The organism is Nocardioides sp. Root151 (assembly GCF_001427925.1).
Taxonomy (GTDB): Bacteria; Actinomycetota; Actinomycetes; order Propionibacteriales; family Nocardioidaceae; genus Nocardioides.
The window spans coordinates 1,374,572-1,388,880 of record NZ_LMGG01000001.1 but is presented as its reverse complement, the minus strand read 5'-3'; the positions used below and the strand labels follow the sequence as shown (position 1 = coordinate 1,388,880).

The window sequence follows — 14,309 nt, the reverse complement described above, 5'->3', positions numbered from 1 at the left end:
GTCTCAGAGTCCCGGAAGGTTGACGGTCAGCCAGTCCTTGTGGCCCGGGGCGGGCGGCACGAACTGGTCGAGGGTGCGGTCGACGTCGGTCGCGTCGATGGTGACGCCGGCCGGAGTGTCCTGGGCCTGTTGTGCGGCGATGCGGGTGCGGGCGTCGGCGACCAGCGAGTGGGCCTTGCGCTCGATGCCGTCGATGGAGTCCTTGAGGCGCTCGACCTCGGCGACGTGCCGGGTGAGTGACTCGGCCGCGGTCTCGTGCTGTGCGGCACAGTCGCGGAGGTGGGCGGCCCGGTCGTGGATGCGGGCCCGCATGTCGGCGGCCGCCCTGCCCTCCCAGTTGATGGACTCGATCTGTGCGATCAGTCGGTCGGCCATCGCACGGATGTCAGTGCACTGCTCTCGCAGTTGGGATGCGCGCTTGCGCATGGCGGCAGAGTCGCCGTACATGGATCACCTCTCAAGTTGCCGGGTGTGTACCCCCGTCTGAGCGGTTCAAACCACTCAACCGAACTTCTCTTCCCCGAGTGGTCAAGCCCTAAACCTTCTCCCGCGCCGAGAGTAGCCGAGGCTCAGCCGAGGTACGTCGCCAGACGGTCGAGTCCGGTCGCGATTTCACCGGAGGACCCGGCGAAGCTGAACCGGATCGTGCGGTTCCCCTTCTCGGTGTCGAAGTCGACGCCGGGGGCCACGGCGACGCCCGTCGCGTCGAGCAGGTCCAGGCACCAGGCCATCGAGTCGTCGGTGAGGTGGCCGATGTCGGCGTACGCGTAGAACGCGCCGTCTGCCGGCGCCAGCTCCGTGATCCCGAGTCGCGGAAGTCCCTCGAGCAGCATCGCCCGGTTGTGCGCGTAGCGTCGGACGTGGCCGTCGAGCTCGTCGTACGCCGCCTCGGTGAAGGCCGCGATCGCCGCGTGCTGGGCGATCGCCGGAGGGCAGATCGTGAAGTTTCCGGTGAGTACGTCGACGGGCCGGCGCAGACGCTCGGGCACCAGCATCCAGCCGATCCGCCACCCGGTCATGGAGAAGTACTTCGAGAACGAGGAGAACACGATCGCCTCGCGCGAGGTCTCCCAGGCGCTGCGGCTCAGCGGTTCCTCGGCGTACTCGATGCCGTGGTAGATCTCGTCGCTGACCAGCTGCACCGCGTGGGTCTCGCACCAGGTGGCCAGGGCGGCCAGCTCCTCCGGCAGCAGCATGGTGCCCGTCGGGTTGGCCGGGCTGGCCACCACGAGGCCCTTGATGTCGTCGAGCTGCTCGAGCTGGGCCACGGTCGGCTGGAAGCGGGTCTCGGCGCCGCAGTCGAGCTCGACCACCTCGCAGCCCAGGGCGCGGAGCACGTTGCGGTAGCAGGCGTAGCCGGGCCGGGCCATCGCCACCCGGTCGCCCGGCTCGAACGCGGCGAGGAAGGCCAGCAGGAAGCCGCCGCTGGAGCCGGTGGTGACGACCACGTCGTCGCGGTGCACGTCGATGCCGTGCATGCGCTGGTGGTGTCCGGCGATCGCGTCGCGGAGGTCGGGGATCCCGGTGGCCACGGTGTAGCCCAACGGGTCGCCGCTGCCGAGCAGCCGGATCGCCTCGGCCAGCACCGGTGCGGGGGCGCCGCTGCTGGGTTGGCCGGCGACGAAGTTGACCATGTCGCCGTGGCTGCGCTGGCGCTCACCTGCCGCAGCCAGCAGGTCCATCACGTGGAACGGCGGGACGTTGGCGCGGCTGGCGACGGTGTAGCGGTCGGTCATGGGCCCCAGTGTGGCGTGCGCGTCCGCGGGCGCATCAAGAACCCGGTGTTCGCACGTCAAGAACCCACGGTTCGCGCATCAGGAAGGCACGGGTTGTGCGGCGTGGCGGCCGGCCCGGCGTCCGAAGTAGGAGCCCTCCCCGAGCTGGGTCCCGGAGGCGTAGCCCTTGGCGTCCTGGGCGATGTTGGACGCGCAGGCGCCGGCGGCGTACAACCCGGTGATCGGCGCGCCGCCCTCGCGCAGCACCCGGCCGTCGACGTCGGTGACCAGGCCGCCCATCGTGAAGCCGGCATAGAGCGCCGTGCCGAGGGTGAGGTCGAAGGCGCCCCACGGGCCGGTGTCCTGCGGCTCCAGCCATTCGGGCTGCTTGTGGAAGTCGGGGTCCTCGCCGCGCGCCGCGTTCTCGTTGTACGCCGCCAGGGTGGCGGTCAGCGACCCGACCGGCAGGCCGAGGGCGGTCTCCATCTCCTCGACGGTCTCCCAACCGTCGATGAACGGCGCCAGCGGGAAGGCGGGGTGCTCGATGTGCGCGCTGTCCACGATGAGGTACGCCGCGTGGTCGGGCTGGTCCATCACGAACGCCGAGGTGCGGGAGTGGTAGGAGTCCTCGGCGACGAAGCGCCGGCCCTCCTTGTTGACCACGATGCCCGTGACCAGCCGCGACGGCGGGTAGAACGGCGCGGTGATGAACGCCTCCTCCATGAAGGCGGTCGCGGCGCCCACCGACTCCCCGAGCCGGATGCCCAGCCCGTCGTCGTACGTCGTCCCGAGCACGAAGGGCTTCTCGGCCAGGTTGGGGGTGAACTTCGCGACCATGTCCTTGTTCATCACGAAGCCGCCGGCGGCCAGCACGACCGACCGGGTCCGGATCAGGCCGGTCTCGGTGAACCTCCGCCAGCGGACGCCGACCACGTCGCCGGCCCCTTCTCCGTTCGAACCGCTGGTGACCAGCGCGTTCGCACCGGTCTCGTAGCGCACGTCGACGCCCTCGTCGGCGAGCCGGTCGCGCAGCAGGTCCATCACCAGCCGGGTGCCCTCGGTGTCACCGGCGACCGGGACCTTGTGCCCGCGTGGCGCGGGGGCCGCCTGGTCGACGAAGGGGTGGACCTTCTCGTTGCCGGTGTACATCAGCCCCTCGGTGCCGGGCTGGATGACGGCCTTCTTGTCGTGGAAGGACCGCTCGAAGGAGAAGCCCAGCGCCTCGAGCCAGGTGAAGTGCTCGACGCTCTCCTCGCAGTAGGCGCGGATCTTGGCGGCGTCGGGCTCGCGGGAGACGGCGGTCAGGTAGTCGACCATCGCCTCGACGGAGTCGGGGTGGCCGGTGGCCTCCTGGACCGGCGTACCACCGCCGAGGTAGAACGCGCCGCCGCTCATGGCCGACGTGCCGCCGTGCACCGCGGACCGCTCGAGGAGTACGACGCGAGCGCCCGAGCGAGCCGCCTCGAGGGCCGCGCACCCGCCGGCGATGCCGAAGCCGACGACCACCACGTCGCAGTCCTCGTGCTCGGTGAGGCTCGCAGCGTCGAGGACCTCGGGCAGGTCGGTTCCACTCATGCCGAGCAGGTTAGGCGAAAACTAGAACAAGTTCCAGATTTTGTCCACGATAGGATTCAGGCCCGCTCCCGAACTGCGAGGTGCCCTTGACCTTCGACGCCCACCAGCTCGATCAATTCCTGTTGCTGGGCTCGATCGTCACCCTGGCCGCGATCCTCGCGGTGCGCCTCTCCAGCCGGGCCGGGCTGCCCAGCCTGTTGATCTACCTGCTGATGGGCGTCGCCCTCGGGGAGGCCGGCGTCGGCATCGCCTTCGAGGACGCCGCGATGGCCCACGCCATCGGGTTCGGGGCGCTCGCGCTGATCCTTGCCGAGGGTGGCATCAGCACCAAGTGGTCCGAGATCCGGCCGGTGATCGGCCTGGGCGCCTCGCTGGCCACCCTCGGCGTGGTCGTCAGCGTCGCGGTGATGGCGGTCGCCGGCCACTTCCTGCTCGGACTCCCGTGGGAGCTGGCCATCCTCCTCGGCGCGGTGTGTTCGCCGACCGACGCCGCGGCCGTCTTCTCGGTGCTCCGCGTGGTGCCGCTCCCTCGACGGATCACCGGAACCCTCGAGGCCGAGTCCGGCCTGAACGACGCCCCGACCGTGGTGCTCGTCGCACTGATCTCCAGCGGAGCACTGGCCGAGGACTCGATCTTCGAGATCGCCGGCGTCATCGTGTACGAGCTCGTGGCCGGTGTCGGGATCGGCCTCGCCGTCGGCTTCGGCGGGGCCTGGATCATGCGCCGCATCGCGTTGCCGTCCTCCGGCCTCTACCCGCTGGCGATCCTCTCGCTGGCCACCGGTGCGTACGCCGTCGCGGCAGCCGCGCACGCCTCCGGATTCGCCGCGATCTACGTGGCCGCGCTGGTCCTCGGCAACACCGAGCTGCCCCACCGCGCGGCCACCAAGTCGTTCACCGAGGGCATCGGCTGGATGGCCCAGATCGGCCTGTTCGTGATGCTCGGGCTGCTGCTCTCCCCGGGGCGCATCACCGCGCAGACCGTCGGGTTCGCGCTGGTCGCCGGCATCGTCCTCACCGTGGTCGCACGCCCGATCTCGGTGCTGGTCAGCTCGGTGGTGCGCCCGATGCCGTGGCGCGACCTCACCTTCATCTCGTGGGCCGGCCTGCGCGGGGCGGTGCCGATCGTGCTCACCACGATCCCGCTCGCCGAGGGCGTCGACGACTCCCAGCAGCTCTTCGACATCGTCTTCATCATGGTCATCGTCTTCACGGTGGTGACCGGCCCGACGCTTCCGTTGCTGGCCCGGGTGCTGCACGTCGCCCGTCGGTCCGAGCCGCGCGACCTCGACGTCGAGGCCGCGCCCCTCGAACGCATCGCCGCCGACCTGCTGCAGGTCACCATCAGCCCGGTCTCACGCATGCACGGGGTCGAGGTGGGTGAGCTGCGGTTGCCCCAGGGCGCTTCGGTCGCGCTGGTCATCCGCGACGGGGAGTCGCGGGTGCCGGAACGACGTACGGTCCTGCGACGCGGTGACGAGCTGCTCGTGGTGACCCCGCGCCGGCTGCGTGCGCGCACCGACGAACGGCTTCGCGAGGTCTCGCGCGGTGGACGGCTCGCCCAGTGGCTCGGCCAGGACCACGACCGCGGCGAACCCGACGACTGACGTCAGTCGACCGGGGGACGGCAGACGACGGTGTCCTTGGTGACGGGGACGGACTTCTTGGCGCGCTTGCTGAGCTTGGTGTACTTGTCGCCGACCACCACGACGATGCCGATGCCGAGCATGTCCTTGCCGGTGACGACGGGGGTGCCGGGTCCGAACTGTGACGCGACCAGGCGCGCGGCCGGGTTGTTCCTGGCGTCGGCGCGGACCTCCACACGGTCGACCTTGGCCGAGCTGGCGTTGCCGCTGGAGCCGGTGCCGAACCCGCGCAGGATCAGCTTCTCCATGGTCTGGCTGGCCAGCCCCGACGTGCGCCCCGCGTTGTAGACGCTCACCGTGATGTCGCCCGGCCGCACCTTGGTGCCGGCCTTGAGGGTGTGGTCCTCGCAGGCCGGCTTCTCGTCGGCGACGATCGAGTCGGGCAGGCCGCGGGTCAACTGGGAGAACCCGAAGACCGCCATCAGCACGCAGATGACACCGAGCACGGCCAGGGTCACGGTCGAGGTCTGGCGCTCGCCCATCAGTCCTCCAACACGTGCACGCGGGCGTGCAGCACGTTGCGTTGCTGGAGCGCTGCCCGCAGGGCGCGGTGCAGGCCGTCCTCGAGGTAGAGCTCGCGGCGCCAGTAGACGACGTGGGCGAAGAGGTCGCCGTAGAACGTGCCGTCCTCGTCGAGCAGGGAGCCCAGGTGGAGGGTGTCCTTGGTGGTGATCAGCTCGTCGAGGCGCACCTGTCGCGGCGCCACCTGCGACCAGCCACGGGAGTCGAGCCCGTGGTCGGGGTAGGGGCGGCTGTCACCCACGCGCTTGAAGATCACGCGGCCGACTATAACGAGACCGCCCCACGTTCACGGCTTCGGCGGTGCCCGGGAGGCCGGGGACCGGAATCACGTGGCGGACTCTCGGGACAGACCGCACAATGGATTCCGTGCCGTCGACCAATGCCCTGATCGCGTTCGTGATCGCCTCGATCCTGTTCATCCAGGTGCCGGGACCCAGCCTGCTGTTCACGATCGGCCGCGCGCTCACCGTCGGCCGCCGTGAGGCGCTGCTGTCGGTGCTCGGCAACGCGCTCGGGCTGATCGCCCAGGTGCTCGGGGTCGCCCTCGGTCTCGGGGCGCTGGTCGCCGCGTCGGCCGCGGCGTACACCCTGCTCAAGCTCGTGGGTGCGGCGTACGTCGTCTACCTCGGCATCCAGGCGATCCGGCACCGGGCAGACGCCCGCCGGGCGATGGAGTCACCCGACGAGGTGCCCGCCTCGGGCTCGACGCTCGGCTCGGTGTGGACCGGCTTCCTCGTGGGCGCCACCAACCCGAAGACCATCGTCTTCTTCGCGGCGTTCCTGCCGCAGTTCGTCGACCCGACGGCCCCCGCGGCTCCGCAGCTGCTCCTGCTCGGCACCGTGTTCGGTCTCCTGGCGGTCTGCTCCGACTCCTGCTGGGCGCTGGCCGCCAGCCGGGCCCGCGACTGGTTCGCCCGCAAGCCGCAGCGGCTCGACCGCCTCGGTGTCACGGGCGGCGTGATGATGGTCGGGCTGGGTGCCGGGCTCGCCGCGACCGGCAACACCACGCACTGAGCCGCTCAGCCTCCGCCGTACGGCACGGTGATGATCTCCATGCTGTGCCCGTCGGGGTCGAGCCAGTAGAGGCCCTTGCCGCCGTCGTTGGTGTTGATCTCGCCCTCGACCCGGTGGAACGGGTCGGCCCAGTAGGTCAGGCCCCGCGCGACGATCCGCTGGCGGATCGGCTCGAAGGAGTCGTCGTCGACCAGGAACGCGTAGTGCTGAGGATGCGGCGTGCCGTGGTCGTCGGCGTAGTCGAGGGACACGTCGTTGTCGATCTGCACCACCACGAACGGGCCGTACGTCGTGGGCTCGGGCAGGTCGAGGATCTCGACGAGGTGCCGTGAGGACGCTGCCTTGTCGGTGCAGTGGACGATGGTGTGGTTCAAGCTGATGGTCATCTGTCTTCGCCTCCGGTCCCATCCTGCGCCGGGTCTCCGCCCGATCGCCACCTGATATCCGAGACGGCCTGCCGGGGCACGTCCTAGTCTTCGGTCATGAGCGAGACGCCCGCAGCGCCTGAGGCCAGTCCGATCGCCGACGCGGTGCGTCCCGGCTACGCGTTCGAGGGCCCGGCCCTCGAGCTCGGCGGGTTGATGCTGGACGCCACCGACCTCTCCGACGTGCACATCCGCATCCCGCTCGCCATGGTCAACCGGCACGGCCTGGTCGCCGGCGCCACCGGCACCGGCAAGACCAAGACCCTGCAGCTGCTGGCCGAGCAGCTCAGCGCCAACGGGGTGCCGGTCTTCGCAGCCGACATCAAGGGCGACCTCTCGGGTCTCAGCGTGCCCGGCGAGGGTGGCGAGAAGATCAGCTCCCGTGCGGCGAGCGTCGGCCAGCAGTGGACCGCCACGGGCTTCCCGGTCGAGTTCTTCGCCCTCGGTGGCGAGGGCACCGGCACCCCGCTGCGGGTCACGATGAGCGCCTTCGGGCCGCTGCTGCTCTCGAAGGTGCTCGGCCTCAACGCCACCCAGGAGTCGTCGCTCGGCCTGGTCTTCCACTACGCCGACAAGGCCGGGCTTCCCCTGCTGGACCTGGCCGACCTGCGCGCCGTCGTACAACACCTGACCAGCGACGAGGGCAAGCCCGAGCTGAAGGAGCTCGGCGGGCTCTCGTCGTCCACCGCGGGGGTGATCCTGCGCGAGCTGATCGGCTTCCAGGACCAGGGCGCCGACGCGTTCTTCGGTGAGCCCGAGTTCGAGTCCAGTGACTTCTTGCGTACGACGCCCGAGGGCAAGGGCGTCATCTCCCTCGTCGAGCTGCCGAACCTGCAGGACCGTCCGGCGGTCTTCTCCACCTTCCTGATGTGGCTGCTGGCCGACCTGTTCCACGACCTGCCCGAGGTCGGCGACGTTGACAAGCCGAAGCTGGTCTTCTTCTTCGACGAGGCGCACCTGCTCTTCAAGGACGCCTCCCCGGACTTCCTCGACCAGATCGCCCAGACCGTGCGGCTGATCCGCTCCAAGGGCGTCGGCGTCTTCTTCGTGACCCAGAGCCCGACCGACGTGCCCGACGAGGTGCTGGCCCAGCTCGGCTCGCGCGTGCAGCACCAGCTGCGGGCCCACACGCCCAACGACGCCAAGGCGCTCAAGGCCACCGTCAACACCTACCCCAACTCGGCGTACGACGACCTCGGTGAGGTGATCACCTCACTCGGCATCGGCGAGGCGGTCGTGACGGTGATGAACGAGCGCGGTGCCCCGACACCGGTGGCGTGGACCCGCCTGCGCGCACCCGAGTCGCTGATGGGCACGGCCGACGCCACGGCGATGGACGCGGCGGTCAAGGCGTCGCCGCTGTTCGCGAAGTACTCCGCCACCGTCGATCGTGAGTCGGCCCGCGAGATCCTCGCCGCCAAGCTCGACGCGGGTGCCGCGCAGGCCGAGGCCGAGGCGGCGGCGAAGGCCGGCGCCGAGGAGCAGACGGCTCTCCAGAAGGAGGCTGACCGGCTGGCGAAGGAGTCGCGCAAGCGGACCACGAGCCGGTCATCGACAAGGAGGGAGAAGAGCACCGTCGAGGAGGTGCTCGGCAACACCGCGGTCAAGCAGGTGCTGCGCACCGCGGCGCGTGAGTTCGTGCGCGGCATGTTCGGGGCAGGCCGCCGCCGATGACCCGTCGCGAACTCTGATCGACCTGTCGTGAGTTCTGGTCGACCTGTCGTGAGTTCTGGTCGACCTGTCGTGAGTTCTGATCGACCCGTCGCCAGTTTCTGCACGGCGCAGAAACTGGCGACAGGTCGACCGAAACTGGCGACAGGTCAACTCGTGGGGTCGGTCCAGGCGAGCTGGACGGCCTCGACACCCCGGTCGCGGGTGATCAGGCGACCCCGGCCCGGCGGCGAGGGCGTGGGCCGCAGGTTGCCGAGCAGGGCGCCCTCCTCGGGGTTGCCGGACAGCATGATGCCCGGCATGGCCAGGTCCCGGAGGGTCTGGATGACCGGGTCGTACATCGCCCGGGAGGCGCCACCGGAGCGACGGGTGACGATGAGGTGGAAGCCGGTGTCGCGGGCCTGGGCCAGCAGCGGGGCCAGCGCGTGCACCGGTGATCCCTGCTGGGTGGCGACCAGGTCGTAGTCGTCGACCAGCACGTAGGCGTCGGCGCCGGTCCACCACGACCGGTTGCGCAGCTGGTCGGGCGTGACGTCGGGCCCGGGCAGCCGATTTGTCAGGTAGGCCGCGAGGTCCTTGAGCGCGGGCGTCGCCTGGGTCGCGCTGGTGAGGTAGTCGAGGTTGTAGTCCTCGGGGATCTCGCCGAGCAGCGAGCGCCGGTAGTCGACCGCGATGATCTGGGCTTCCTTGGGCGACTTCGTGCGCACGATCTCCTGCACGATCGACCGGAGCAGCGCGCTCTTGCCCGACTGGCCGTCGCCGAGCACCAGCAGGTGCGGCTCGGTGTCGGGGGCGAGCATGACCGGGGCCAGCTCCTTCTCGTTGACGCCGAGCAGCAGCGAGCGCGCGGCGGAGTCCCCGGCCTGCTCGCGCAGCTTGTCCAGGGTGATCTTCGACGGCAGCAGGCGCACCTTCGGCCCGGCCGGTCCGCGCCAGGCCGCGGTCGAGCGACGGACCAGCGACTCGATCCCGTCGCCGAGTGTGGTCCCGTCGGCGACGCCGTCGATGCGGGGCAGGGCGCCGAGGAAGTGCAGGTTGCCCGTCAACAGGCCACGCCCGGGGCGTGAGGCGGGCACCAGCTGGGCCGCCTTGCGGTCGATCTCGGAGTCGAGCGGGTCGCCCAGGCGCAGCTCGAGCCGGGTGCCGAAGATGTCGCGCAGCGCCGCCCGGAAGTCGGCCCAGCGTCCGGCCGCGACGAGGAGGTGCACGCCGAACGTGAGCCCACGTTGGGCCAGCGCCTGGAGCTCCAGCTCGATGTCGTCGAAGTCGGAGCGCAGGGTGCTCCACCCGTCGACGACCAGGAACACGTCGCCGTACCCGTCGTCGGCGCGGCCCTGAGCACGCCGGCTGCGGTAGGTCTCGATCGAGTCGATGCCCTGCTCGCGGAACCAGGCCTCGCGCCGGTCGACGACTCCCTTCACCTCGGCCACGATGCGGCGTACGACGTCGGGCTCGGAACGGGTGCCGATGCCTGCGACGTGGGGCAGGTCGGTGAGCGGGGCGAAGCTGCCGCCTCCGAAGTCGAGGATGAAGAACTGGCTCTCGAGCGGCGTGGTGGTCAACGCCAGGCTGGTCACCATCGTGCGGAGCAGGGTGCTCTTGCCGCTGCGGGGACCGCCGACGACGGCCGCGTGGCCGGCCGCGCCGGTGAGGCTGACCGTCATCGTGTCGCGGCGCTGCTCACGGGGGCGGTCGACGGTGCCGATCGGGATGGTCAGGCCACCCACGGAGCGCCACAACCGGCTGGTCAGCCCGAGGTCCGGGTGCTCGGTGAGGTCGCCCATCAGCTGGTCGAGGGTGTCGGGGACGTCGAGCGGCGGCAGCCAGACCTGGTGGGCCGGCTTGCCCTGGCCGACCATCTTGTCGACGGCGATGTCGAGCAGGGAGTCCTGCTCGCCCTGTGGGGGCATCGGAGCCGGGCTCGCGTCGACGTCGTCGTCGGCCGGCTCGAGTGACTGCACCTCGGCGATCGTGAACGGGAGAATGCCGCGCAGGTTGCCGCCCTCGTCGCGGCGGATCCGGGCCCGCCCGGACGGCGCACCTGACACGTAGGCGGCCTTGAACCGCAAGAGGGTCGACTGGTCGGGCTTGAGGTAGCCGAGGCCGGGCACGGCGGGCAGCTCATAGGCGTCGGGTACGTCGAGCACCGTGCGCGACTCCACGGCCGAGAACGTGCGCAGGCCGACCCGGTAGGAGAGGTGCGACTCGAGCCCGCGCAGCCGACCCTCCTCGAGTCGCTGGCTGGCCAGCAGCAGGTGGAGGCCCAGGGAGCGACCGAGCCGGCCGACCGCGACGAACAGGTCGATGAACTCGGGCTTGGCCGTGAGCAGCTCGGAGAACTCGTCGACCACGATGAACAGGGACGGCATCGGGGGAAGGTCCTCACCGGCCGCGCGCGCCTTCTCGTAGTCGCGGATCGAGGCGAAGTTGCCGGCGGCGCGCAGGATCTCCTGGCGCCGTACCATCTCGCCGGAGAGTGCGTCCTGCATGCGGTCGACGAGGGTGAGCTCCTCGGCCAGGTTGGTGATCACCGCCGAGACGTGCGGCATGCCGGACATGCCGGCGAAGGTCGCGCCGCCCTTGAAGTCGACCAGCACCATGTTGAGCTGCTCGGGGGAGTGGGTCATCGCGAGTCCGAGCACGAGCGTGCGCAGGAACTCGGACTTGCCCGAGCCGGTGGCGCCGATGACCAGGCCGTGGGGACCCATGCCCTGCTGGGCGGACTCCTTGAGGTCGAGGTGCACGGGCGACCCGTTGTCCATGACGCCGATCGGCACACGGAGCCGGTCGCGGCCCGGGCGCTGGCGCCACGAGGCACGGGTGTCGAACGAGAAGACGTCGCCGAGGCCGAGCAGGTCCATGAAGTCGGTCGGGCCGGCGGACTCGGTGCCGCCCTCGGCGCCGATCGCGACCGTGTTGAGTGGGGCCAGCCGACGGGCGAAGGCCTCCGCGGTGGCGAGGTCCATCTGGTCGGCGAGACCGGCCATCGGGTCGGCCCGCACCCGCAGCGCGTTGATCGGGAGCCGGCCGCCGACGGCGGGGCGGGCGGCGAAGTCGAGGCGCAGCCGGGTCGGGTCGTCGAGCTCGTCCCAGCGCTCGGGGAGGTCGATCAGGGTGACGCCGTGCAGCCCGTCGGGCGGGATGACGTGGTTGCCGGGTGGCAGGCGGGCCCCGTCGATGACGAGCACGATGTGGGGTGTGGACACCCCCTCGTCGGCGCCGAAGCGGGGACGCTCGGAGAGGTCCGGCGGAAGCATGGAGCCGAGGTCGTCGAGGGACGTCGTGACCATGCGTCGGGGACCGACGGCATCGCCCTGCTGGCTGCTCAACGAGTGGGGGAGCCACTTCAGCCAGTCCCACTCGGCCAGGCGGTGGGCGCTGCAGAGCACGGCGACGATCAGGTGGTCGGGGCTGTGGAAGGCGGTCGCGGAGCAGATCATCGCCCGGGCCAGGGCCCGGGCCGCCGGCGCCGGTCCGGTCAGCTCGATGCGGTCGAACGCGGCCAGGTCGACGGAGGCCGGCAGGTTCGGCTGCACCCGGTGTACGGCGAGGAGCCGATGCAGTGCGGACGCCGCTGCCGGGTCGACCTGCTCGATGGGTGCGCTCTCGGGCGGCACGAGCTCGAGGCACAGAGGCTGGGAGGAGAGGCCGTAGCGGACGTTCAGGAAACGGTCGTCGGAGGGCGTGTGCTCCCACAGGCGGAGCCGGTCCTCGGCGATCGACGGCAGGGCCGACGGGTCGGGGTGGTGCCAGTTCAACGCCGCGCGCTGCTTGTCGGCGGCGTCACGGGCCACCTCGCGGACTCCCGCCAGGTAGCGGAGGTACTCGGTCCGCGACCCGCCGACCTTCTGCTGGCGCTGTTTCCGCTGCCGGTCGATCTGGAGGACGATGAAGCCGAGGGTGGCGAAGAGGAACAGGCCACCGGCGACCAGCCGCTTGCTTCCCCCGCCGTCGTCGCCGTTCATCGTGGCCAGCACCAGGATCGAACCGACGCTGCCCAGCAGGGGGATCGCCATCATCATGGCGTTGCCGGCGCCCTCGTGGGGCTCCAGCTCCGGCGGGGCCTGGAGCGCGACCTTCCCGGTGGGCACCTCCGGCGGGTCGAGCCGGTGTCCACTGCGGAGCGTCGTCACGGCGGCATCCCCCCGAAAAGTCTGATTGAAGAACGTGTGGTTGAGAAAGCGTGGCTCGGTCTCGACGATCCTAGAGGCAATGACTGACGGGTACGGGACGTCGAGCGCTCGTACTACCCTTCCGGCAACAGCCGAAGGGAGTGCGTCGTGTCGGAAGCGGACGTCGCGGACACCGTGGCCATGACGGTGCACGGACCCTCCGGTGCCGTGGACCTCGTGGTCCCCAACGCGGCCTCGGCCGGCGACGTGGCGCGGGAGTACGCCGTGCAGTGCGGGCTCCAGCACGCGCCGGCCCTGTTCACCACCACCGGAACGGCCCTGGCGCCGACCACTCCGATCGCCCGTGCCGGCCTGCGGTCCGGGGCGATGCTGGTGGCCCTCGACGGCCCCCTGCCCACCGGTCCGACCACTCGTCACCCGTCACCGGTCGACGACTCCAGCCTGGCCACGCCGGGTCGGTCGGTGCTCCCTGTCCTCCTGGCCACGCTCGCCGCGGGCCTGGCCGGACTGCTTGCCGCGCACACCGAGTCCGATGGCCTGCGTGAGGCGACCCTCGTGCTGCTCGCCGCCACGGCCGCGGTCGGCGTACTGCCGCTCGGGCGGTTCGTCGACCAGCGCGCGGTGGCCGCGCCGGCCTTCGGTGCCGCCGCGGCGTGGGTCCTGGCCTGGGACCCGTCGCCGTCGACCCTTCCGTTGACCTTCGGCATCGCCGGCCTCGGCGCCGCCGTCACGGCCGCCGTGGGACGCGCTGGCGGAGCCGGCCCGGCCGTCGTGCAGCAGGTCTGGATCGCCAGCGGGGTCGGCGTCTTCGCAGTCTCCGGGAGCTGTGTCCTGGCCGGCTTCGACCCGCAGGTCGCCTGGGCCGCACTGCTCGTGGTCGCCCTGCTCGCCACCCGGTCGGTGGCCGGCCTGGCCGTGAACGTTCCCGACCAGGTGCTCCTCGACCTGGACCGCCTCGCGGTCTCGGCCTGGTCGGCCCGCGACAAGGCCCTTGCCGGGCGCGGCAGCCTGATGATCAAGCAGCCGGCAGTTGTGGCGATCCTCGCTCGTGGCGCCCGCGTCGTCGACGCGTCGGCCGCCGCGATCCTGGTGGTGACGGTGTTCGCCGCGCCGAACCTGCTGCGCTCGGCGACGTACGACGTCGACCGGCCGGGCGCCCGGTGCCTGGTCCTCTTCACCGGAGCCGGCCTGTTGCTGGCCGCCCGCAGCTTCCGGCACCCGCGGGCCCGGGGGCTCCTGCGTTGCGCCGGCCTCTTCGCTTGGGCCGTGCTCGTGGTCGACGTCGCGACCACGCTGTCGCACCGCTCGCTCCTGTACGTCGCGCTGGCCTGCCTGGTCCTCGGTCTCGGCACGCTGCTGGCTGCGGTGGCGACCGGGCGCGGCTGGCGCTCGGCGCGATGGGCCCGCCGTGCGGAATGGGCCGAGACGGTCGTCGGCGTCCTCGCGATCGGCTCCCTGGTGGTGGCCAGCGGTCTGGTCAGGATCGTCTGGGAGATCCCCTTCACGCGCTGAAATCGGGCGTTCTCAGGCGTGGCCTGTGGACAACCCACATTCGCCGTTTTCCGGGCGGGGGCCCGGGCAGACCTTCCCCGTCGGCACCCGCACCGG

General features: G+C 71.0%; 11 protein-coding genes. 4 read left to right on the top strand and 7 right to left on the bottom strand.

Translation table 11 applies throughout. The features are described from left to right. Positions 1 to 3 precede the first annotated feature (3 nt). From ASD66_RS06580 to ASD66_RS06570, 3 genes are all read right to left on the bottom strand, one after another. Positions 4 to 426: a hypothetical protein gene (locus ASD66_RS06580; RefSeq protein WP_156388556.1), complete on the bottom strand. Its 423-nt coding sequence runs from the start codon at positions 424 to 426 to the stop codon at positions 4 to 6. Between the two features lie 143 nt (positions 427 to 569). Beyond that, entirely contained in the window at positions 570 to 1,736 is a 1,167-nt protein-coding gene (locus tag ASD66_RS06575; protein ID WP_056890353.1) for a pyridoxal phosphate-dependent aminotransferase, read from the bottom strand. Between the two features lie 78 nt (positions 1,737 to 1,814). Then, positions 1,815 to 3,290 (bottom strand): FAD-binding protein, encoded by a 1,476-nt coding sequence (locus ASD66_RS06570; RefSeq protein WP_056890352.1) that lies wholly within the window; start codon positions 3,288 to 3,290, stop codon positions 1,815 to 1,817. Between the two features lie 86 nt (positions 3,291 to 3,376). Between ASD66_RS06570 and ASD66_RS06565 the strand changes: the two genes are divergently transcribed. After that, positions 3,377 to 4,897 carry a potassium/proton antiporter gene (locus ASD66_RS06565; RefSeq protein ID WP_056679699.1) on the top strand — a complete coding sequence of 507 codons (1,521 nt, stop codon included), beginning with the start codon at positions 3,377 to 3,379 and terminating at the stop codon, positions 4,895 to 4,897. Positions 4,898 to 4,899: 2 nt separating this feature from the next. Here the strand turns inward: ASD66_RS06565 and ASD66_RS06560 are convergent, their stop codons facing one another. Both ASD66_RS06560 and ASD66_RS06555 read right to left on the bottom strand, forming a co-directional pair. Next, positions 4,900 to 5,418, bottom strand: a complete 519-nt coding sequence (locus ASD66_RS06560; protein ID WP_056679702.1) for a LytR C-terminal domain-containing protein — start codon at positions 5,416 to 5,418, stop codon at positions 4,900 to 4,902. Continuing rightward, on the bottom strand, positions 5,418 to 5,714 hold the full coding sequence (locus ASD66_RS06555) for a type II toxin-antitoxin system VapB family antitoxin (RefSeq protein ID WP_056679706.1): 297 nt from the start codon (positions 5,712 to 5,714) through the stop codon (positions 5,418 to 5,420). The genes ASD66_RS06560 and ASD66_RS06555 overlap by 1 nt, the downstream gene beginning before the upstream one ends. 101 nt (positions 5,715 to 5,815) lie before the next feature. Between ASD66_RS06555 and ASD66_RS06550 the strand changes: the two genes are divergently transcribed. Then, positions 5,816 to 6,472 carry a LysE family translocator gene (locus ASD66_RS06550; RefSeq protein ID WP_056890351.1) on the top strand — a complete coding sequence of 219 codons (657 nt, stop codon included), beginning with the start codon at positions 5,816 to 5,818 and terminating at the stop codon, positions 6,470 to 6,472. Positions 6,473 to 6,477: 5 nt separating this feature from the next. Here ASD66_RS06550 and ASD66_RS06545 read toward each other — a convergent pair whose 3' ends face one another. Beyond that, complete coding sequence (locus ASD66_RS06545; RefSeq protein WP_056890350.1) at positions 6,478 to 6,858, bottom strand: VOC family protein; 381 nt, start codon at positions 6,856 to 6,858, stop codon at positions 6,478 to 6,480. Between the two features lie 96 nt (positions 6,859 to 6,954). On the opposite strand from ASD66_RS06545, the gene ASD66_RS06540 reads away from it, so the two are divergent. After that, entirely contained in the window at positions 6,955 to 8,571 is a 1,617-nt protein-coding gene (locus ASD66_RS06540; RefSeq protein ID WP_056890349.1) for a helicase HerA-like domain-containing protein, read from the top strand. 146 nt (positions 8,572 to 8,717) lie between these two features. Here ASD66_RS06540 and eccCa read toward each other — a convergent pair whose 3' ends face one another. Then, positions 8,718 to 12,701, bottom strand: coding sequence for a type VII secretion protein EccCa (gene eccCa, locus ASD66_RS06535; RefSeq protein WP_056890348.1), 3,984 nt, complete (start codon positions 12,699 to 12,701; stop codon positions 8,718 to 8,720). Between the two features lie 147 nt (positions 12,702 to 12,848). On the opposite strand from eccCa, the gene ASD66_RS24380 reads away from it, so the two are divergent. After that, a complete protein-coding gene (locus tag ASD66_RS24380; RefSeq protein WP_056890347.1) occupies positions 12,849 to 14,213 on the top strand; it encodes a hypothetical protein in 1,365 nt (454 codons plus the stop codon). Positions 14,214 to 14,309 lie beyond the last annotated feature (96 nt).